The sequence below is a fragment of the Lysinibacillus sp. NPDC093210 genome (genome assembly GCF_044753985.1).
Classification (GTDB): Bacteria; Bacillota; Bacilli; order Bacillales_A; family Planococcaceae; genus Lysinibacillus.
On the sequence record NZ_JBIVOE010000003.1, the window covers coordinates 286,389 to 306,022 of the forward strand.

The 19,634-nt window shown below is 36.2% G+C and carries 23 protein-coding genes and 1 other annotated feature; of the genes, 7 read left to right on the top strand and 16 right to left on the bottom strand.

Annotated features, from left to right (window positions below):
* Both comGB and comGA read right to left on the bottom strand, forming a co-directional pair.
* On the bottom strand, nucleotides 1-1,080 hold the full coding sequence (gene comGB, locus ACIP9C_RS10620) for a competence type IV pilus assembly protein ComGB (protein WP_401010371.1): 1,080 nt from the start codon (nucleotides 1,078-1,080) through the stop codon (nucleotides 1-3).
* Complete coding sequence (comGA, locus tag ACIP9C_RS10625) at nucleotides 1,055-2,077, bottom strand: competence type IV pilus ATPase ComGA (RefSeq protein WP_401010373.1); 1,023 nt, start codon at nucleotides 2,075-2,077, stop codon at nucleotides 1,055-1,057. Before comGA ends, comGB begins: the two co-directional genes overlap by 26 nt.
* 326 nt (nucleotides 2,078-2,403) lie before the next feature.
* On the opposite strand from comGA, the gene ACIP9C_RS10630 reads away from it, so the two are divergent.
* Complete coding sequence (locus ACIP9C_RS10630) at nucleotides 2,404-3,114, top strand: helix-turn-helix transcriptional regulator (RefSeq protein WP_401010375.1); 711 nt, start codon at nucleotides 2,404-2,406, stop codon at nucleotides 3,112-3,114.
* A 118-nt stretch (nucleotides 3,115-3,232) separates the two neighbouring features.
* Nucleotides 3,233-3,475, top strand: a complete 243-nt coding sequence (locus tag ACIP9C_RS10635) for a DUF2626 family protein (protein ID WP_004231035.1) — start codon at nucleotides 3,233-3,235, stop codon at nucleotides 3,473-3,475.
* 115 nt (nucleotides 3,476-3,590) lie between these two features.
* Here ACIP9C_RS10635 and ACIP9C_RS10640 read toward each other — a convergent pair whose 3' ends face one another.
* Complete coding sequence (locus ACIP9C_RS10640) at nucleotides 3,591-4,235, bottom strand: MBL fold metallo-hydrolase (protein ID WP_401010377.1); 645 nt, start codon at nucleotides 4,233-4,235, stop codon at nucleotides 3,591-3,593.
* 168 nt (nucleotides 4,236-4,403) lie between these two features.
* Between ACIP9C_RS10640 and ACIP9C_RS10645 the strand changes: the two genes are divergently transcribed.
* Nucleotides 4,404-4,583, top strand: a complete 180-nt coding sequence (locus ACIP9C_RS10645; RefSeq protein WP_401010379.1) for a DUF2759 domain-containing protein — start codon at nucleotides 4,404-4,406, stop codon at nucleotides 4,581-4,583.
* 188 nt (nucleotides 4,584-4,771) lie between these two features.
* Entirely contained in the window at nucleotides 4,772-5,308 is a 537-nt protein-coding gene (locus tag ACIP9C_RS10650; protein ID WP_401010381.1) for a TlpA disulfide reductase family protein, read from the top strand.
* A 351-nt stretch (nucleotides 5,309-5,659) separates the two neighbouring features.
* Here the strand turns inward: ACIP9C_RS10650 and ACIP9C_RS10655 are convergent, their stop codons facing one another.
* From ACIP9C_RS10655 to rpmG, 4 genes are all read right to left on the bottom strand, one after another.
* On the bottom strand, nucleotides 5,660-7,555 hold the full coding sequence (locus ACIP9C_RS10655) for an LTA synthase family protein (RefSeq protein WP_401010383.1): 1,896 nt from the start codon (nucleotides 7,553-7,555) through the stop codon (nucleotides 5,660-5,662).
* Nucleotides 7,556-7,845: 290 nt separating this feature from the next.
* Complete coding sequence (locus ACIP9C_RS10660; RefSeq protein ID WP_340823752.1) at nucleotides 7,846-8,055, bottom strand: YqgQ family protein; 210 nt, start codon at nucleotides 8,053-8,055, stop codon at nucleotides 7,846-7,848.
* A gap of 1 nt (nucleotide 8,056) precedes the next feature.
* Nucleotides 8,057-8,641 carry a 5-formyltetrahydrofolate cyclo-ligase gene (locus tag ACIP9C_RS10665; protein WP_401010386.1) on the bottom strand — a complete coding sequence of 195 codons (585 nt, stop codon included), beginning with the start codon at nucleotides 8,639-8,641 and terminating at the stop codon, nucleotides 8,057-8,059.
* 65 nt (nucleotides 8,642-8,706) lie between these two features.
* The gene (gene rpmG, locus ACIP9C_RS10670) at nucleotides 8,707-8,856 is read right to left on the bottom strand and encodes a 50S ribosomal protein L33 (RefSeq protein ID WP_008408521.1); all 150 of its coding nucleotides are present in this window, start codon (nucleotides 8,854-8,856) and stop codon (nucleotides 8,707-8,709) included.
* Nucleotides 8,857-9,013: 157 nt separating this feature from the next.
* Between rpmG and ACIP9C_RS10675 the strand changes: the two genes are divergently transcribed.
* On the top strand, nucleotides 9,014-9,466 hold the full coding sequence (locus ACIP9C_RS10675) for a hypothetical protein (protein WP_401010388.1): 453 nt from the start codon (nucleotides 9,014-9,016) through the stop codon (nucleotides 9,464-9,466).
* A gap of 2 nt (nucleotides 9,467-9,468) precedes the next feature.
* Complete coding sequence (locus ACIP9C_RS10680; RefSeq protein ID WP_401010390.1) at nucleotides 9,469-9,975, top strand: hypothetical protein; 507 nt, start codon at nucleotides 9,469-9,471, stop codon at nucleotides 9,973-9,975.
* Nucleotides 9,976-10,122: 147 nt separating this feature from the next.
* Here the strand turns inward: ACIP9C_RS10680 and ACIP9C_RS10685 are convergent, their stop codons facing one another.
* From ACIP9C_RS10685 to ACIP9C_RS10725, 9 genes are all read right to left on the bottom strand, one after another.
* Nucleotides 10,123-10,704 carry an anthranilate synthase component II gene (locus ACIP9C_RS10685; protein WP_401010392.1) on the bottom strand — a complete coding sequence of 194 codons (582 nt, stop codon included), beginning with the start codon at nucleotides 10,702-10,704 and terminating at the stop codon, nucleotides 10,123-10,125.
* Nucleotides 10,701-12,086, bottom strand: a complete 1,386-nt coding sequence (trpE, locus tag ACIP9C_RS10690) for an anthranilate synthase component I (protein WP_401010394.1) — start codon at nucleotides 12,084-12,086, stop codon at nucleotides 10,701-10,703. The genes ACIP9C_RS10685 and trpE overlap by 4 nt, the downstream gene beginning before the upstream one ends.
* 74 nt (nucleotides 12,087-12,160) lie before the next feature.
* Nucleotides 12,161-12,372 (bottom strand) — a binding site (T-box leader).
* Nucleotides 12,373-12,429: 57 nt separating this feature from the next.
* Complete coding sequence (locus tag ACIP9C_RS10695) at nucleotides 12,430-13,485, bottom strand: mechanosensitive ion channel family protein (protein WP_401010396.1); 1,056 nt, start codon at nucleotides 13,483-13,485, stop codon at nucleotides 12,430-12,432.
* A gap of 117 nt (nucleotides 13,486-13,602) precedes the next feature.
* Nucleotides 13,603-14,475: a hypothetical protein gene (locus tag ACIP9C_RS10700; RefSeq protein WP_401010398.1), complete on the bottom strand. Its 873-nt coding sequence runs from the start codon at nucleotides 14,473-14,475 to the stop codon at nucleotides 13,603-13,605.
* Nucleotides 14,476-14,785: 310 nt separating this feature from the next.
* The gene (gene phoU / locus ACIP9C_RS10705; RefSeq protein ID WP_401010400.1) at nucleotides 14,786-15,445 is read right to left on the bottom strand and encodes a phosphate signaling complex protein PhoU; all 660 of its coding nucleotides are present in this window, start codon (nucleotides 15,443-15,445) and stop codon (nucleotides 14,786-14,788) included.
* 18 nt (nucleotides 15,446-15,463) lie between these two features.
* Nucleotides 15,464-16,255, bottom strand: a complete 792-nt coding sequence (pstB, locus tag ACIP9C_RS10710; RefSeq protein WP_401010676.1) for a phosphate ABC transporter ATP-binding protein PstB — start codon at nucleotides 16,253-16,255, stop codon at nucleotides 15,464-15,466.
* A 54-nt stretch (nucleotides 16,256-16,309) separates the two neighbouring features.
* Nucleotides 16,310-17,188, bottom strand: coding sequence for a phosphate ABC transporter permease PstA (gene pstA / locus ACIP9C_RS10715; protein ID WP_401010401.1), 879 nt, complete (start codon nucleotides 17,186-17,188; stop codon nucleotides 16,310-16,312).
* A gap of 1 nt (nucleotide 17,189) precedes the next feature.
* The gene (pstC, locus tag ACIP9C_RS10720; protein WP_401010403.1) at nucleotides 17,190-18,137 is read right to left on the bottom strand and encodes a phosphate ABC transporter permease subunit PstC; all 948 of its coding nucleotides are present in this window, start codon (nucleotides 18,135-18,137) and stop codon (nucleotides 17,190-17,192) included.
* A gap of 64 nt (nucleotides 18,138-18,201) precedes the next feature.
* Nucleotides 18,202-19,179 carry a PstS family phosphate ABC transporter substrate-binding protein gene (locus ACIP9C_RS10725; RefSeq protein WP_401010405.1) on the bottom strand — a complete coding sequence of 326 codons (978 nt, stop codon included), beginning with the start codon at nucleotides 19,177-19,179 and terminating at the stop codon, nucleotides 18,202-18,204.
* 232 nt (nucleotides 19,180-19,411) lie between these two features.
* On the opposite strand from ACIP9C_RS10725, the gene ACIP9C_RS10730 reads away from it, so the two are divergent.
* On the top strand, nucleotides 19,412-19,606 hold the full coding sequence (locus ACIP9C_RS10730) for a hypothetical protein (protein ID WP_217270153.1): 195 nt from the start codon (nucleotides 19,412-19,414) through the stop codon (nucleotides 19,604-19,606).
* Nucleotides 19,607-19,634: the final 28 nt, after the last annotated feature.

Here is a 19,634-nt window from a genome sequence, read left to right on the forward strand (position 1 = left end):
CTATACTAGTTCTATCATGTGATATATTGGCAATAACAAACTTACATAAGCAGCAACTATACACAACGCAATGAAAACAAAAAATGAAGGTTGTACAAAGGCAAGCATTCTCTGTAATAGGAATTCCTGCTTTTCTAACAACAGTTCACTATATAATGTTAACTCTTTCCCTAAATATCCACTTTGCTCACCATGTTCTACGAAAGTTAAAAAATCGTTTTGCCACGCTGTAATAAACATGACAGCCTGTGTTAACGTATCACCATATGTAACTCTTTCCTTTATACGACTCGCCAAATATTGAACATATGGTTGAAATCGTTGCTCTTCTAAAATTTGCAAGCTAGCCTGTAGAGAAAAGCCACTTTGAAGCAGGCTACCCAAATATGCAGCAAATTGCCTTGTTATCGTTAACCGAAAATATCGATTAATAAAAGGTATTTTCAATATTACGTAGAGCCTACGAGCAATCGATTGTCTTAATAGCAAACGTTGAAAAACAATACTACTACATGTCATGACAAAAACGATTATCACAAATGCGTCGGGCACATGTAATAAAAGTTTTGATAGTGCAATACTTACCTCTTTCTCTGTCCCAATGTTACGGCTTATAACCATTGTTTCTATGTTAGGAAAGAACACTGTACGAAATACTAAAAACAGTAGAAGCAAAAACACAATGAGTACTACTGGATACAAAAGTAGCTTTATAAATTTTCGCTTTGTCTCTTGGCTCATAGCCATTTGTTTTGCAATAGCTTTTAATGCTTCAATCATATGTCCATTATTTTCAGCAATAGAAATGGCTATTAAATAATGCTTTGCTAGTTGTAATATTTCAAATACACCTATCACTCCTTTACCTTGCCTAAGTGCTTCATCTACAAACTGTTGTACCTCCTCATGCTTGGTTACATGATGCGGCAATAGCATGGAAACTGCTTGTGGAAACAAATAACCTTCCTGGATTAATACACTTAAGCGACTGATAAACTGTGCTTGTTCCTTTAGTCGCCATATTGTAGCTCTTTTGTAGTCCAGTATAAGCCTATTAATAAACGCGCTGAGCTTTGGCATAGCGTTGCCTCGCAATTTCTTCTTTTTGTCCAGCAAGCGTTAGATCATAAGGCAATTCATAGACAGCATTTTGCTTTAGCGCTTCTAAAGCCATATTGAGATGGTCTTCACTTAATATTTCAAACAATGCTCGCCGCTCCTCTTGTTGTTGTGGTATTTGGATAAGAACTTGAGCCACAATACCAATTACTGTTTGACGAAGCTCTTCTTGTGAAACACCTAAATCAATGAGCCGATAGAGACAGCTTACGGAATCTTTAGCATGAATGGTAGAAAGTACTAAATGACCAGTTAATGCCGCTTGGATTGCAATTTCAGCCGTTTCTTGATCACGTATTTCACCGATCATAATAACATCTGGCGAATGACGTAAAATCGCTTTTAACCCTGTGGCATAGGTAATACCTGCGCGTTCATTTACTTGTATTTGTAGAAGATTGACCTGATTATTCTCCACTGGATCTTCTAATGAAATCACATGGCGATGAAGGACAGTAGTACAATGGTGAATTAAAGAGTACAGAGAAGTAGTTTTACCAGAACCCGTTGCACCGCAAAATAATAAAATTCCTTGCTGATTTTCAACTAGCTTGGTTAACTTATGTGCTGCACCTTCGGAATAACTTAAAGAAGTAAGTGGAAATGCGTGGTTTTGAAGTAGAAGCCGAATGATGAGGCTTTCTTTTAAATAAGCGGAAGGAAGTGTAGAAACTCGAAAAGCAAAATGGTTTTGCTCAACTATTTTTTGAAATGAGCCGCTTTGAGGTTTACGACGCTCACTAATATCTAATGCTGCTAAATATTTATAATATGACACGATTCGCTCAGCAATTTCGTTCGGGAGTTCCCCTGCCTGCAGCAACTTATCATATTTACGAAAATAGATGATATATCGACTTTCTTCCGGTATAAGTAATAAATCGGAAGCACCAAAATGGTAGGCCTTTACTAAAAGATGCTCACTTTTTTGTTCTATGACAGATTCAAAAGTTTGCATATTTACACCTTCTTTCTAGTTCATTCGAATATGACCGCTCTATTCGTTATTTCCTAGTATAAGGATGTCTACGTTACGAGAAAAGCCCTTTTTCTAAAATAAAATCTTGAAACCCATTTCACTATGAAATCTAGATTTTTCAAAAAAAGTTGTGGACAACATACATTTTTTCACAAAATATGAACAAAACACATGAAAAAGATAATAATTATGCCTAAAGAAACTGTAACTTTTCCAATAATACAATATAATAGAATCAACATGATTTTTTTCCTAGCTTTTGACCAACTACAATTTTCCAAAAAAATTAAATTGAGGTGATGTAAATGATCCATCCATTAAAAATTACTAGTACATTAGCCGATGAAACAAGATACTCCATTTACGAGTATATTTTAAAAGAGAAAAAAACAGTAACGGTACAAAATATTGCTGATAAATTCAGCATTCATCCTAACGTTGCTCGTCTTCACTTAACAAAGCTCTCTGAAATTAATATTATTACGGCAGATTTCGCAAAAACTGGTAAAGGCGGAAGACCTGGGCGTGTTTATAAGGCTTCTGAAAAAGGAGTTTCACTAACCTTCCCAAGACGTGACGAAGAGCGCTTATTAAAATGGACAATTCAGCTAGTAGAAGAATTAGGGCCATCTGCTCTAACAAAATGTCAGGAAATTAGTTATCAAGATGGTTATCAGCAAATGAAAAATTATGTTAACGCGGAATTAAAATTAAATAATATGCTTTCCTTTGAACAAAAGCTTCAGCTATTAACAGATAATGCCGCATTAATTGGCTATATTCCACAAATACAACAGTCGGAAAAAGGTAAAAAAGTGATTTTCTCCATTTTTAACTGCCCGTTCCAAGAGCAGCTTAATACCCACTCTGATATTGTTTGTACATTACATGAATCTTATTTAAAAGGACAATTAAACGCATTATTTTCCAATAATGAATTTGTTCAAATCGAAAGTATGGTACATAACTGCGATTTATGCAAATATGAAATTAACGTGACAGAAATCGATAGCTAAATTAAAAATCCATTTGTTTGTCACAAAGAAGCAGAAGTTCCAGTTTACAGACACCTTTCATATCATTTATAATGAGTAAGAGATTATTGTGTCGTGGGCAAAAGGAGGGGAAATCTTCATGGATAATATGTATAAAGTTATGGCATTCTGGACAGGTATTTTTGCAGTTATGTTCTACCTTGGTGGTATGAACGAGGTATCGCTATTATTCTTAGGTAATACAGGTTTATTCTTATTATTAGGCTTCTTAAACCTTTCAGAGCGTATGTACATGTACATTTTCGGAGCATATTTAACTGTATTCTTCGCTGGCTTCACGTACTATACAACATTCATACACGTACCTGGCGGCGGTCATTAATACAAAAAATCGCGTGTCTCAAAACAATTTTGAGACACGCTTTTTTTAATCCGTATACATACTTATTTCACTTTAACACTATTGTAAAACACACATCATATCATGTCGATAACAATTAAAATCCATTTAAAAATGGGTTTGTTTCCATTTCTGCACCAATTGTCGTGTAATTACCATGGCCTGGGTAAACAATAGTATCTTCAGGTAATGATAATAATTTATCATGAATAGATGTAAGTAATAGTTTTGTCGACCCTCCAAGCAAATCCGTACGCCCTACACCTTGCTCAAACAGTGTATCTCCAACAATGGCAAATCCATCCTGTTCAAAAATATATGAAATACTCCCTGGTGAATGTCCAGGTGTAAATACTGCCTTAAAAACGAAATTACTTATTTCAAAAAGTTGTTCTTTTTTAATAATATGTTCTTCCATAGGAGCTGCAACTGTATAATCTGGTAGTGCCGCATATTTACTAGAGCCATTTTTCGCTGGATCACTTAGCCAGCTTACCTCTTTTTCATGAATCCATAGCGGGATATTAAAAGTCTCCCTTACTTCATCCACTGCACCAATATGATCAAAATGGGCGTGCGTTAAAAAAATGCCTAATGGCTTCAGTCCATTACTGCGAATCGCTTTCATAATTTTTGCAGCTTCTTCTCCTGGATCAAAAACTAAACATTCTTTCTCTTTATTCGATACGATATAACAATTCGTTTGGACTGGTCCAAGGGAATAGCTTCGTACGTTCATCATACTTATCACCTCAACTTCATATTATACATTCTTTGCCACAATTTGACGATAAAAGTTCATACTTTGCACTATAATAGTCCTCGACAAAAACAGGTAGAACGTTTACAATTAAGGAGGAATATTGTTTACGACATTCATTTTCTGATGTCGAAAGGAGTGTCTTTTTTAATGAACTTATTAATGGTTATTTTTGGTCTAGTAGCGATTTTAGCTGTCGTTGGTACATTCCAAGCAATTAAAGAAAAGAACTTACTAAGTATTGTTTTCAACTTAGCAAGCGCTGGGGTATTCGGTTGGTTCGTCATCATGACAATCATTCATAGCGGATATCCTCCAACATTACACTAAAATTTAGACAGAAAAAGAGCAGTCTCTATGTGAGACTGCTCTTTTTTTATAGCGTCATCTGCATACGATATAATGTTTAAAATTAGGAGGTATCTTTTTATAAATTACGATATGATATAAGTAAGGATTTTGAAAAAATGGAATATCTATTTTTATAATCCTCTAACATTTACATAAAGGAGATTGTCATGAAAAGGAAAAACATTTTTATCGTCATTTCATTAGTAGTAATATTGTCACTTATTGGCATTACTGTGAAGAACGAAATATTCAAAGAGGAAGCACCAAAATTGATTGTAGATAAACAAAGTGGTTCAAAATCGGTTAACTTTGACACGACATTAACTCTTTTAGATGAATCAACGACGACGTTCAAAGATTATAAAGGTAAAATTCTTGTTATTAATTTTTGGGCATCTTGGTGTGGTCCTTGTCAGGCGGAAGCGCCAGATTTAAATACTTTTTATGAGCAAAAGCCCGCGAATGTTGAGCTAATTGCGATTAATGCAACTTCTAATGACAGTCGTGATAATGCTATCAAATTTCAGCAATTATACGATTTGAAGTTCCCTATTTTTTTAGATTTTGATAGATCACTCGGTAAGTCATTTGAAGTTATGGCCTACCCTACTACCTTTATTATTGATACTGAAGGTGTGTTAAAGCATACAATCGAGGGGCAATTAACTCAACAACAATTACAGCAATTAGTAACGAATCTTTAAATTACTAACTATTAGTCCGCCATTACATATTGTAAATATCTATCAAGCAGGGTCATAAGCATATTGGTTATTTGCTTTCACATTCGGTCGCTCTTACTTTCTTCGTCTCTTTCTTTCTATGTCGTAAAAATCCACTTCGCTTTCCACGGGTACAAATGTAAGCCGCAACGCTCGCTGTCGCGCGGCATGTTGCCTCTTACATTTTGTATGTTCCCGCAGGAGTCTTCATGGATTTTTACTTCGATATCTCTACTAGCAATACTATAAATATTCAAAATTGTTTGAGTGCCTGGCACTTGATAAACTAAAAAATGGTGTACTAGAAATATTACTAGTACACCATTTATCTTTTTACTTCACAGCATTTTGTTTTAAATTACCTGTTTTTTCATCATAGAATCGGAGTAAGTCTCCATTGATGATGGCATCTGAGTTTTCCAATTCGGTTGTCGCACGATCTGCATATGGTTGGCAAGGCTCAACATCAATTTGTTCACCTGTTGCTTTATCATAGCATGCTTCACCAGCATAAACATATTTATCTGTAATGAACCGTCCGTCACGGAAAATAACGAAATCCTCATGCTCTGGTGAGAATAAATCTGCACCAAGCTGCATATCTTTCGACGTTTCAACACCCAGTAAATGTAAAATTGTTGGGCGTAAATCTATTTGACCAGAAACCTCTTCCATTTCTTTCCCTTCCCCATCACCAGGAATGTGGATGAATAAAGGTACCTCTTGTAACAATGCATTATCATATGGTGTTATGCCATCTTTACCTAAATATTGCGCCATTGCTTTATTATGGTTTTCAGAAATACCGTAATGGTCACCATACATAACGATAATCGAATTATCGTAAACACCTTGATCTTTTAAATCTTGGAAGAAGTCTTTTAAAGCTTCATCCATGTAACGAACTGTTTGGAAATAACGATTTAATGTTCCTGAGTTCGACGTGTATTCAGGAATCATTACGTCTTCTGGATCCAATGTGAACGGATAGTGGTTCGTTAACGTAATTAAACGAGAGTAGAATGGCTGTGGCATGTCTTTCATCAATGCAGCTGATTGCTCCATAAATGGAATGTCTTTCATTCCCCAGTTGACAGCTTGCCCTTCTTCTACAGTATATGAATCTACATCATAGAATTTATTGATTTTTAAAGATTGATACATCATGTCACGATTCCAGAACGATTTGTTGTTCGGGTGCATAACATTTGTAAAGTAACCATTTTCCCCAAGACGCTCTGCCATTGAGTTATACGTATTACCACCATGTGTGAAGAATACTGCACCACGACCAAGTCCGAACATAGAGTTTTCTAAAATAAACTCTGAGTCAGACGTTTTTCCTAAACCTGTTTGGTGATAGAAATTACTGAAATAATACGTATCTGAATCTTTTGTTAAAGAATTTAAGAACGGCGTAATTTCGTGACCGTCCATATCATTATTAATTACAAAGTTTTGTAACGACTCAAGTGAAACAACAATTAAGTTGCGATCTTTGTATTTGCCAAACATATTTTCGTCGCTAGCTGCTTGATTAGAGCGAATGTAGTTGTTCACTTCTACTAATTCACTGCCATCCGCTAATGCGCGTTGTGCAGATGATTTGGACTGAATATAAATATCATATAAATGATAGTTGTACGTACCGATGTTTTTTACAAGAAGTTCACGGTCAAAGCTTCGTGTTAACAATTGAGGACGCTCAGTTTCAGCTAAACCTAAGTTTAAGAAAGTCATTGCAATCGCTAAAACGAAAAATGCTCGACGGAATTCAACGTTTACTTTTACCGCTTCTTTCATTCTTGGTAAATATTTATTTGCAATAATTAATATAAATACATCTGCAAAATATAAAAGATCCCAAGGGTTGATAATAGCTGCAGCTGATGTTCCTAAATCACTAAAGTTACTTGTTTGGAATAATACCGGTAATGTAATAAAGTCATTGTAGAATCGATAGAACGCAACATTTCCATATAAAACAATAGATAATAATACACTAATAGTAATTATATAACGATTTCGTATTTTTGGTGTTTTAAAGAATAACGATAATCCATAAATAAACAGCACAAAACTTAATGGATTGATAAACAATATGAATTGTTGCATCGCATTTTCTAACTTCAACTCAAAGCTTGTGTGGTAAACAATGACCGTTTTTATCCAAGTTGCTAAAATTGCTAGTATCATAAATGAATGTTTAGGCCACTTTGTTAATTTCATTCCTAACATCCTCCCTATTCCTTACAAAAAAATAATAAAATTAATCAAACTGTTACAAATTGTTACTGAAACAAAATATATCTTAATCCTTTTTTTACAGATAATCAACAGATATATTTTTTTGGAAGCCCTCACGACTACCCAATTATACACTTAACAATAATATATACGTCTTTAATTGTAAAAAGTTTCGTAAAATCATAAAAACAGTGGAAAACCACTGTTTTTGATAAATTTTACATACATATTACAATATTTTTACGATACCCAAATTATTCGCAATTAAAACATTATTGCTTATTTTGTTCAACTCGAAGTCTTGTAGCTTCTTGTCGAATTAATAATAAAGCCATTTGGTAATCTTTAATGTCCAGGACATTCGCCTTATACAACTCACGAATTTCATCCTCCATTAACATCAAATCGCCGATTGGATCCCGAGTATAAATATAAGTGCCATATGTTTTTAACAATTCATAAATATCTAACATTTTATCCATTTTATTTCGCTCCTCGTTGCGCTACACAATCAATACGTTTTGTCGGTGTTATAATAAGATCCACTGGACAATCGTGCGTCTCACTAGGCACTTGTTCATAAAGTTGCTCATCAAATAGTAGAGACATCAGTTTACCTTTTTTATAGTGTAATACATAGCGATCGTAATAACCACCGCCGTAGCCAATTCGGTAACCTTTTGTATCAAAAACAACACCTGGAACAAGTATGATATCCATTTCATTTGCGTCAACGAACTCACAAACTGCAGGAATTGGTTCACGCAAATGCATATAAACAGTTTCTAACTGTGCAAATGACTCTATAGCATAAAACGACATTTCTCTCGTTTTTGCGTTACATTTAGGAACAGCCACTTTTTTACCTAGTTGCCAAAGTGCTTCAATTAAATGAATAGTGTCAACTTCTGGCTTATTGGAAATTGTGATGCCAATCGTATTTGCTTCTATTATATATGGTTCCTGTAGCACTTTTTTTGCTACAGCAAATGATTGATCACGATACGTTGCTGCACTCAGATTTGCAAGTGCTTCACGTACTTCGTTGCGTAATGTTGTTTTATCCACGATAAGTTACCTCCTATTAAAATGTAGAAAGCCAAAACCACATGTGGTTTTGGCCTAATGAGCGATTACTTCGTTTCACGGTGAAGAGTGTATTTCTTCTCGCGAGAGCAATATTTTTTAAGTTCAAGACGCTCTGGATTGTTACGCTTGTTCTTTTTAGAAATGTAGTTACGTTCGCCGCAATCTGTGCAAGCTAAAGTAATGTTTACGCGCATCATTAACCCTCCCACTCTATATCAAGAATTAAATTTTTAAATTTGAGCATGATTTATACGACTAACCTATTATAACATAAACTGAAAAAAAATCTACCTTCATTTCATATTAAGTTTGCATGTGGTAAAATACCTTATAATTACATAATTTAACGGGGTGAAACTATTGGATTTATCCATCATACTTATGATTGTCGGTATCGTTCTTATCGTTTTATCGTTCTTTTTCAAAAATAGTGCGAAAAAAGTCGAACAAGATGTCGAAGAATTATCTATCTCTATTTTCCAAGAAACTAATAATTTAAAGCGTCGTCTAAAAATTGTGGAAGAGGAGCTATTACTAGAACCAGAATTCCAAGTTAAATCACCAGTGACTAAAAATCAAACGCTACACAATCCAAAGGTTCAACAGGTTATGCAGGCTGTTCAACAAGCAACACAAGCAAAAAAGTCAGAGCCGATGCCTCACAACCTTAAACCAATTCACGATATTATTATCAGTCAAGTGCTTGAATTGAACAAACAAGGTCTTTCTATTGCTGATATTAGTATTCGCTCCAACTTAACAGAAGAGCAAGTGCAACAAGTGATTGCAAACGGAGGTCGCTGATTATGAACAAATCCTCTATCCGTGCATTTGGGGTCGCCCTTTTTCTAGTCGGCGCGTTACTATCCATAGCAGACCGCTTTGATCTCAATATTGGTCTACCAACAGTTGCCTCTACAAATGATAAGGATGTGGAGGAGCTACAAAAAAAGCTTGAACAGGCAACGAAAGAAATTGCTTCATTAAAAGCGCAAACTGCTAAAGAAACTGCTATAGAAAATACGAAGGAAGAAAATGCAACTGACGCTACTGCTGAGAGTGAGCATGCTGAGAGTAGTACACCTGATTCCGACGATGAAGTAGCGATGACGCTTCAAATTTATAGCGGAATAACGCCTTATATTGTGGCACAGAAGCTAGAGGATGGTGGCATTATTACAAATAGTGTCGAAATGGAACTACTCCTTGCCAATGCAAAATATGCTCGAAGCTTACAGATTGGATCCTATGAAGTCAATTCTTCTATGACACTAGAGGAAATCGCTAAGTTAATTACAGGTAAAAAACAATAAATACACTGCCAAAATTCAGAATTGTTTGAGTGACTGGCACTCGTAAATTTAAAAAATCCACTTCGTCTTCTGCGGGAACTCGTAAGCTGCAGAAGCCTTAGTGGATTTTTCACTTGGATAATTAGTTACTAAATTATCAGAATTGTTTTAGTGACTGGCACTATATTGGTTTAAAAAGGCTTGCACGATATTGTTACCTGCTTCTGTTCCTATTGACTCTGGATGGAATTGTAATCCGACTAGTGGATGGTGTTTATGCTGTATAGCCATAATTTCCCCATCATCTTTAGAAGTTGCAGTAATAATAAAATCCTCATGTAATGTAGTCGGCTCTATTATTAACGAATGATAGCGCATTACTTCTACTTCTCCATCTAATTGTGCGAAAATCCCTGTTTGTTTGTAGCTTAATGCTGATAACTTGCCGTGCATAATGTTTTTTGCTTGTTCAATCGAGCCCCCAAAAGCCTGCCCTATCGACTGATGCCCTAAGCAAATTCCTAAAATTGGGTACTTTTTATATAGCTCTTGTACGACTTGCACTGTAATTCCAGCCTCATTCGGCGTTCCTGGACCTGGGGATAAAATAATCGCTTCTGGATCCATATCTTTTATTTCTTCAATTGTTATTTCATCATTGCGTACTACCCTTACTTCCTTACCAAGCATACTAACTTGCTGAAATAAATTATATGTGAATGAATCATAATTATCGATTAGTAAAATCATTTTTTTACCTCCAGTAGCGCACGAGCTTTATTAAGTGTTTCTTCATATTCTGATAAAGGGATTGAATCATAAACGACTCCTGCACCTGCCTGCACATGGGCATGCCCATCCTTAATAACCATTGTACGAATCGCTAGCGCTAAGTCCATATCCCCTGTAGCCGAAATATAGCCTACTGCACCTGCATAAACACCACGTTTTACTGGCTCCATCTCATTAATTAGCTGCATCGCTCGAATTTTTGGTGCTCCGGATACTGTCCCAGCTGGCAAACATGCACTAAGGACGTCTAATACGTGCACTTCATCTCGAAGCTCACCTACCACCTCTGATACAATATGCATGACATGTTTATAGCGTTCAATGTTCATATATTTAGTAACCTTCACTGTGCCAACCTTGGCAATTCGGCCAATATCATTACGCCCTAAATCAACTAACATTCGATGTTCAGCGATTTCTTTCTCATCCGATAATAAACTATCTGCAATTGCCTCATCCTGCTGTTGCGTTATACCACGGGGTTTTGTTCCAGCAATTGGATTTGTCGTGACTTTCCGATTTTTGACCTTTACAAGACTCTCCGGAGAAGTTCCTAAAATAGTGTAAGCCTCAAAATCCATATAAAACATATATGGCGATGGATTGGATGTTCTTAACTGACGATACAAGGCAAATGGATTGCCCGCAAATGGGGAGAAAAAACGTTGAGATAATACAATTTGGAATATATCTCCCTTTACAATATGCTGTTTTGCGCGCTCAACAATAGTAATAAATTCTTCCTTCTGTATCATTGGCTGGAAATCTACTGTACCTAGATCCATCAAACCAAATGTAGTACCAGCACATAGCTGATTCTCCATTTCAACGAGTTCGGCTTCCATCGTTTCAAGTGTGCGTCCTTCATTAAATAAATCAATTGCCGCTAATGTAACCTCTTGTTTTAAATGATCGAATACGATAAATGTATCATAGAAAAAAACATGGACATCTGGCATAGCTAAATTATCATGTAAATACTCACCAATTTTTTCTGCATAAAAGGCCGTTTCATAACCAAAATAGCCAATCGCGCCCCCGAAAAAGGCAAATGGATAGTCCGCTTCATGGAATGGCATGACTTCTTTTAATTTTTTCAACACATTATCGCTAGACTTGTCAATCTCGTCGCCCTTTGAAAATTGATACCCGTTTCTATCCCCAATAAGTTCAGCTATTGGGTTAACGGCGATAAAGGAATAACGACCACTTTCTTCATGCTTGGCTGAAGATTCAAATAACATCTTATGTTTTCCTGCAAGGGATTGATACACCGAAATGGGCGTCATCATGTCCCCTTGTAATACCTTTATGGCAAATCTGCTAAGCTCAACTGTCATACTTAATCTCTCCTTCGCTATGCTCTACTCTGCTCTGCTACACCAGAAATCCATATAAAAAGGCCTTTCCATCACAAAAGGACGGAAAAGCCGTGGTGCCACCTTCATTGGTCTTATTACAAAGACCCTCTCAATGCCTTGTAACGTAGGCAAACGCTAATCCATACTACTCATTTCTGAATTAGAGCTCCGAAGTCCATTCACTATTTATTTGTACTAGCTTCCACCAACCGCTAGCTCTCTAGAACAAATCATAATAGTTACTACTCTTCATCTAAGCTTATTACTAGTATACATTGTAATGTAAAGTATCAAACAATTCAAATTATATTTTACCATGTCATCAACATTCGTCGTCCGTTTCCTCGGCAAGGACAATGTCATACTCATGTACAACCTGTCGAATAGCAAATAAAACATCCTGTCGGACACTTAGCATAACTGCCGTATCATTTGTAGCAACATAGAAGCGAACAAGAACACGATATGATGTTTGGTGAAACTCATCAATATAAACATGAATCATTTCTTTTTCAGTATTAGCATGCAAATAAATTTGCTGATGAATTGTACTTAAAGCACTACGCAATTGTTCCTCTTCATTTTCTGCTGCTACATATAAAAACAGTTCACATTTTCGTTTTTCTCGTTTTGATAAATTATAGATTGGACGATTAACTAAATAAGAGTTTGGCACATATACAAGCCCTTTGTCGCCTGTTTGAATGAGCGTACTACGAAGATTGATATCTTCAATTGTGCCTTCTATTTTTTGGTCCTCCGTTGCAATCCAGTCGCCAATTTGAAAAGGATTGTCAAGTGCAACCGACATCCCACCAAAAACATGCGCCAACGTATCACGTATACCAAAAGCAATCGCTACTCCTGTTAGCCCAATCCCTGTTAAGAAGCCATTTATATTAAAGTTCCAAAATGAAGCTATTGTAAACATGGCTAATATCATCACAAGCACTTTACCGATACGAAGGAAGAACGGTAGAAGAACATTTTGCTCTTCATCGTTATTTAACTGTAATGGTTGCTTCGTATAATAATGAAGCACATCATATATACCTTTAAATGCAAAAAACACCATGATAGATAATACGAAATTTTTTGTTGCAAAATGTGTAAATAAAAATATTTTAAGTAAATTTGATAAACTAAGTACAACTACTGCTGACATAAACGCATAACGGATTGCGTTATTAAATTGTGCAAGTACAGTCGCTTGAAAATTACGTTGTCTCTTTTTTAAAAACGTTACACTGCTCGTAATTATTTTCTTCAGCACAAAATGCTGGAATAGCCAACCAAATACACAAAACGCGACTGCAATTGTAATATCCATCCATGTTGGTGCAGTCAAGTTCGGTAATAACCACTTCATTGAATCCATGTAATTCTCCTTTTACTTACCTATGTACATTATTGTAAATTGTTTTTATACTGTCAAAACGATATGACTGTTCAGTAAAAATAAGCCGACCAAAAGCTCTCTGGTCAGCTGTACATTTTATTGAATCGCATCGTCTGCAAAAATAGCCTTATTTGCAAACCAAAAATGATGCTCATTAAAACGTTGTTCATTCATTGCAATTACTGAAAATTCGGCATGATAACGCTGCTTCATTTCCTCTATCATAGTCTTTGCACGCTTCCCTAATAAATATTGTCCATCAACAGGATTACCTTCAGTAAAAATAATAACATCTGTTTCTGCACATTGCTGATTTTCCTGTAGCAATCCTTTCACAAACTGGAGAACGGGCAAAATCGCCGCTTCCCCTTTTGCCTTATATTCAATAAAATCTTTAAAATCAGATAGATTTAAATGTCCATTTTCAAAGCGATAATGGACATGAATTTGACAATCGTATGGCACGATATATAAATCTCTTTGCTCCTGATGCGCATCCATAAATAAAGACAAAATCATGCTTTTACACAGCTCTGAATATTTGGCCATTCCAGATGTTTGCTCAAGACATATAACCATTGGACCTTGCTCTTCCTTATAATCAACAAATGGAACGTATAGGATATTCCCATTTTTTGTCGTTTGTTGTTTTAGTTTTTGGCGTCTAGCTTCTTGCCACTTTTGCTCATAATACAAACGTTGCTCTTTTCCATTCGCTAACTGCTCTGCCTGTTCAATAGTTGGAACGTTTTCACGAATCTCATGCATGACATCCGCTAGCTCAAGTGCAAATGCTGCCATATTACGTAGTGTCTCACTCTTGTAAAAATAGTCAATAAAAAAATGTTGTTCCTTATCACTTAACTCTTCTAGATGTAAATTTTCATATAGAAAACCTAAGTATTTGCGTTGTTCTATTGAAATTTCTAGACCAAATTTCTTAATAAGTGATTCTACACTGTCTTTCATGCAGCAGCACCTCCTAAGCACCTATTTTTTCGGGATAATGTCTATAGTATAACCAAATTATTTTTTTGACAATACAATAACACCCTACAGTATTTGACGCATCCGCAGAGTGCAATGTTGCTGCAATTTTGTTTATTTAGTTATTTAATGCCGAAAGCAACCCAAAGTGCCAGGCACTCAAACAATTTAATGCTTCATACGTAAAGGTAAAGATGGCCGAAAATATCAATTTTAAAACGAAAAAAGACTATAGCCAATTCGAAGTTTTTCGAGTTAGCTATAGTCTGGAGGGCCTCAATGCAACCTTCTTTTAATTATTCAATTCATAATGTTTACCTTTGATTAAGTAAAATAAATGTTCAGCAATATTAGTTGCATGATCAGCTGAGCGTTCAAGATAACGACAAACAAACGTTAAATGTGTTATTTGCGAAATATGTGCTGGATTTTCAGCACCTGCACGAAGCAATAATGTAACCGTAGCTCCGTATAAATCATCTACATAATCGTCTAGCTCAGCAATTTCCTTGGCACGAACAGTATCTTCGTCCTTAAATGCGGTAATAATGCTCTCAAGCATTTCTACTGTTTTATTGCACATTGTTTGTAAATTGGTTGTCGGAAAGACTAATGGCTCTTTGCCTATACGGATTGTCTCTTTAGCAATATTGACCGCATAATCGCCCACTCTTTCCATATCGGATGCCGCTTTTACAAGCACCATAAGACGACGTAAATCTGTCGCAACGGGCTGCTGCTTGGCAATCATTAAAATAACTCGATCATTAATTTCCTCTTCAAGGCGATTAATAATTAAATCATCCTCAAGAATTTTTAACGCCTTCTCTAAATTTTGCTCTTGTAATGCCTCAAATGAAATTTTTAACGCATTAATACTACTTGTTGCAATTTCCACAAACTGTTCTTGGATTTCTTTAAGCTCTTGCTCAAAGCGTTCACGTACTGCCATCTATCGTTCCTCCTATGCTTAGCCGAAGCGACCTGAAATATAGTCTTCTGTACGTTGATCAGCAGGTGTTTGGAAAATCACATCTGTTTTGTCATATTCAATGACTTCGCCGCTAAGGAAAAATGCTGTACGGTCCGAAATACGTGCTGCTTGTTGCATGTTATGTGTAACAATAATGATCGAATAATCCTTTTTAAGCTCTTGTACAAGCTCTTCTACCTTTAATGTAGAAATTGGGTCAAGTGCAGATGTTGGCTCATCCATTAAAATAACATCTGGCTCTATCGCTAAACAGCGAGCGATACAAATTCGCTGTTGCTGTCCACCTGATAGCCCGTATGCATTTTGATTTAAACGATCTTTTACTTCATCCCAAATTGCCGCACCACGCAGAGACTTTTCAACAATTTCATCAAGAATCTTTTTGTTTTTAATGCCATGAATACGAGGACCATAAGCAATATTGTCATAAATAGATTTTGGGAACGGATTTGGCTTTTGGAAAACCATCCCCACACGAGTACGTAATTCCTCTACTGTATAGCTTTTATCTAAAATATTACGCTCACGATACAAAATCTCTCCGGAAGTACGGACAGTTGGTACTAGCTCTACCATTCTATTCAATGTTTTTAAATAAGTTGATTTCCCGCACCCTGAAGGGCCGATAATGGCTGTTACTTCATTTTCATAAATACTTAAATTAATGTCTTTTAAACCATGATGATCCCCGTACCATAAATTTAAGTTACGTGTATCATACACTACTTTTTTCGCAACTTCAGCGCTAGCCTTTACATTTATATTAATCGATTTAACAACTGATTTTTCCTCTTTAAAATCTAGTACCATAAGGTCACCTCATTAATAACGTTTTTGGAATTTATTTCGAATAAAGATGGCAATCGAATTCATCAGTAACAGCACGATCATCAGCACTAAAATTCCCGCTGCCGCTACATATTGAAATGCCTCTTGCGGACGTTTTGCCCAATCGTAAATTTGCATTGGCAATGCAGTAAACTGACTTAGAAGATCATTAGGTAAAAACTGTAAAATAACAGGAATCCCAAGTACTACTAATGGCGCTGTTTCACCAATCGCACGTGACAAAGCTAAAATACTACCTGTTAAAATTCCCGGTATAGCTGCTGGTAATACGACACGTAAAATTGTTTGCCATTTTGTCGCACCCATACCGTAGGATGCTTCACGTTGTTCATTCGGTACAGCACGAATTGCTTCCTGTGCTGCCACGATAATCACTGGTAAAATTAACAAACTCATTGTTAAACCTGCAGCTAAAATACTTTTACCAAGTCCCAACATCCGAACAAAAATTGTTAAGCCAAGTAAACCAAAAACAATTGAAGGTACACCTGCTAAGTTTGATATATTCATACGAATAAAATCGTTTAGTCTATTTTTCTTTGCATATTCTTCTAGATAAATCGCTGTTCCTACACCTAGAATGATTGACACGGGAGCTACAACCGCCATTAACCACAAAGAGCCCACTAATGCCGCTTTAATTCCCGCCTTATTCGCAAAACGAGAAGCAAAATTTGTTAAGAAATCAAAGTTTAAATAGCCAATTCCTTGCGTCACAATACGGTAGAGCAAAATAGCTAGCATCACAAGTGCAAATGTAGTTGCCAAGAAAAATAAGAACTTCCACACTTTATTGAATGTAATACGCTTTGTCATTCGTTTCTTGACGACTGTATCATCGATATAGCGCATTCTAGTAAACCTCCCTGAAGCGTTTCGAAATATAATGAGCAAGTAGATTCATTACTAAAGTAAAGATAAATAAAGTGAATCCAACTGAGTAAATCGAGTAATAAATCGTCGTCCCATAACCAGCATCACCAGTTGACACTTGTACAATATACGCTGTCATTGTTTGGATGGAATCTGTAACATCAAGATCAAATTTCGGTGTTGATCCCCCAGCAAGTGATACAATCATCGTTTCGCCAATTGCCCGGGAAATAGCGAGTACTACCGATGCTATAATCCCTGATAAAGCCGCTGGTAGCACGACTTTTATAGCAACTTCAAACTTCGTTGCACCTAGGGCTAACGCACCCTCACGCATACTGTTTGGTACAGATGACATCGCGTCCTCTGATAGTGATGTAATCATTGGCAAAATCATAATGCCCACGACAATCCCTGGACTAAGTGCATTAAACAGCTTAAGTTGTGGAATGATTCCTTGTAGCATTGGTGTTACAAACGTCAATGCAAAGAAACCATAGACGATTGTAGGAACACCTGCTAACACTTCTAATATCGGTTTAACTGTACGTCGTATTTTCTCGCTTGCATACTCACTCAAATATATTGCTGAAGCAATCCCAAATGGTACTGCTACTGCTACTGCAATAAATGTTACTTTAAGTGTGCCTGCGATAAGTGGTAATATCCCAAACAAAGGTTCCTTACCAGAAAACGGTAGCCACTGTGTACCAAATAGAAAATCCGTAATCGAAACACGTTTAAAGAATTCAAACGTTTCAAAAATAAGGGTGAAAACAATGCCAAATGTCGTCAAAATCGAGATAAGCGCTGCAGAAAATAATAAAGCTGGCATGGCTTTTTCCACTATTTTCTTAGTTTTATGATTGCGCGAATTTGCAATTAATTGTTGCACAGATGAAGTCTTATTTTCTTTATGAGAAACCATTGGGTACTCCTTTCCATTAAGCAAGGGAAAGAGCATACATCTCTTTCCCTCTATGCATGTTTGCTTATTTTAAACCTTCTAAAGTTTTTAAGCCTTCAGCATATTTTTCGTCAGGTAGACTAACATAACCTACTGCCTCTGCCATATCCCCTGCATTTTCAAGTGTAAATTTGATGAAATCATACGCTGCTGCATTATCTTTAATTGCACTGTTTTTCACATATGTGAACAACGGACGTGAAAGTGGCGTATACTCCCCAGCCTCAATTGTGTCATGTGTTGGTTCAATGCCATTTACTTTCACAATGTTTAATTTATCTTTATTTTCTAAGTAGTAAGCGAAGCCGAAGAAGCCAATAGCATTTTTGTCACCAGCAACACCTTGGACTAGCATATTATCATCCTCTGATAATGTTGCAGCACTTACTAGATCAGCACCATCTAAAACTACTTCATCAAAGTAATCATACGTACCTGAGTCAGTACCTGGTGAATAGAATACGATTTTCTCTGCTGGCCATGATGGGTCGATATCTGACCATTTTTTCTCTGTGCCATCTTCAGTCCAAATTTTCTTTAATTGATCTATCGTTAAATCCTTTGCCCAATCGTTATCAGGGTTCACCACTACCGATAAACCATCATATGCTAAAGCTAACTCAGTGTAAGCAATTCCTGCTTGCTCTAGTTTTTCTTTCTCTTCAGTTTTTATAAAACGAGATGCATTTGAAAAGTCTGTCTCACCTGCGATGAATTTTTCAAAACCGCCACCAGTACCAGAAACACCTACCGATACTTTGACATCCGGTTGTGCACCTGCATACTCTTCAACGACTGCTTCAATGATTGGTGCTACTGTTGATGAACCATCACCAGCAACTGAACCTTGCAGTTTCTCGTCAGCAGCTTCTTGTCCTGAGTTCGCTGGTGCATTCGTTTCTGCATTGTTACCATTTTGCGCTGAGTTGTCTCCACTACATGCACCTAGCATTAATGCTGAACCCATTACCGCTGTCATCGTTAAGTACTTCCACTTTTTCATCTCATTTGCCTCCGTCACTAACTTTTTTATTTGTTGTTTGCCTTACAATCTTTACTATAATGACTTATTGTTGAATTCGTATAAATCGTTCGTAAAAGACACGTAAAGGAATGTAATGCTTTGTAAACGATTGTAAAGATTCATTTACAATCCCATTCATACTTGCTTCCTTTAGGAAAAATGCTATAATAAGCATTTGTGTCAGGAAATACTATAAGAGGAGTTTGACTTTGTGATTAATCATGCAAAAGTACAAAATGCCGATTACTTCAAAACATATTTAACACTTATCATGGACCATCGAGAGTTGTCTTTACAGGAGGCTATTGATTTTATGATGTCATCTTATTTCTTTAATAATATAGAGCTGTATGGAAAAAAACCGAAGCAACAGTTTGAATTAGCCATTCAACAACTTTCTGTATAGTAAATCGCCGATAGATATGTAGAAATCG

What these genes read in the sequence shown, in the direction of transcription:
- phoU (WP_401010400.1), bottom strand. Translation starts at nt 15,445, where the DNA reads ATGGCAGTACGTGAACGCTTTGAGCAAGAGCTTAAAGAAATCCAAGAA.
- pstA (WP_401010401.1), bottom strand. Translation starts at nt 17,188, where the DNA reads ATGCGCTATATCGATGATACAGTCGTCAAGAAACGAATGACAAAGCGT.
- ACIP9C_RS10680 (WP_401010390.1), top strand. Translation starts at nt 9,469, where the DNA reads ATGAACAAATCCTCTATCCGTGCATTTGGGGTCGCCCTTTTTCTAGTC.
- comGA (WP_401010373.1), bottom strand. Translation starts at nt 2,077, where the DNA reads ATGCAAACTTTTGAATCTGTCATAGAACAAAAAAGTGAGCATCTTTTA.
- ACIP9C_RS10685 (WP_401010392.1), bottom strand. Translation starts at nt 10,704, where the DNA reads ATGATTTTACTAATCGATAATTATGATTCATTCACATATAATTTATTT.
- ACIP9C_RS10695 (WP_401010396.1), bottom strand. Translation starts at nt 13,485, where the DNA reads ATGGATTCAATGAAGTGGTTATTACCGAACTTGACTGCACCAACATGG.
- ACIP9C_RS10645 (WP_401010379.1), top strand. Translation starts at nt 4,404, where the DNA reads ATGAACTTATTAATGGTTATTTTTGGTCTAGTAGCGATTTTAGCTGTC.
- ACIP9C_RS10630 (WP_401010375.1), top strand. Translation starts at nt 2,404, where the DNA reads ATGATCCATCCATTAAAAATTACTAGTACATTAGCCGATGAAACAAGA.
- ACIP9C_RS10650 (WP_401010381.1), top strand. Translation starts at nt 4,772, where the DNA reads ATGAAAAGGAAAAACATTTTTATCGTCATTTCATTAGTAGTAATATTG.
- ACIP9C_RS10660 (WP_340823752.1), bottom strand. Translation starts at nt 8,055, where the DNA reads ATGGATAAAATGTTAGATATTTATGAATTGTTAAAAACATATGGCACT.
- comGB (WP_401010371.1), bottom strand. Translation starts at nt 1,080, where the DNA reads ATGCCAAAGCTCAGCGCGTTTATTAATAGGCTTATACTGGACTACAAA.
- trpE (WP_401010394.1), bottom strand. Translation starts at nt 12,086, where the DNA reads ATGACAGTTGAGCTTAGCAGATTTGCCATAAAGGTATTACAAGGGGAC.
- ACIP9C_RS10640 (WP_401010377.1), bottom strand. Translation starts at nt 4,235, where the DNA reads ATGATGAACGTACGAAGCTATTCCCTTGGACCAGTCCAAACGAATTGT.
- ACIP9C_RS10635 (WP_004231035.1), top strand. Translation starts at nt 3,233, where the DNA reads ATGGATAATATGTATAAAGTTATGGCATTCTGGACAGGTATTTTTGCA.
- ACIP9C_RS10725 (WP_401010405.1), bottom strand. Translation starts at nt 19,179, where the DNA reads ATGAAAAAGTGGAAGTACTTAACGATGACAGCGGTAATGGGTTCAGCA.
- rpmG (WP_008408521.1), bottom strand. Translation starts at nt 8,856, where the DNA reads ATGCGCGTAAACATTACTTTAGCTTGCACAGATTGCGGCGAACGTAAC.
- pstC (WP_401010403.1), bottom strand. Translation starts at nt 18,137, where the DNA reads ATGGTTTCTCATAAAGAAAATAAGACTTCATCTGTGCAACAATTAATT.
- ACIP9C_RS10655 (WP_401010383.1), bottom strand. Translation starts at nt 7,555, where the DNA reads ATGAAATTAACAAAGTGGCCTAAACATTCATTTATGATACTAGCAATT.
- ACIP9C_RS10700 (WP_401010398.1), bottom strand. Translation starts at nt 14,475, where the DNA reads ATGAAAGACAGTGTAGAATCACTTATTAAGAAATTTGGTCTAGAAATT.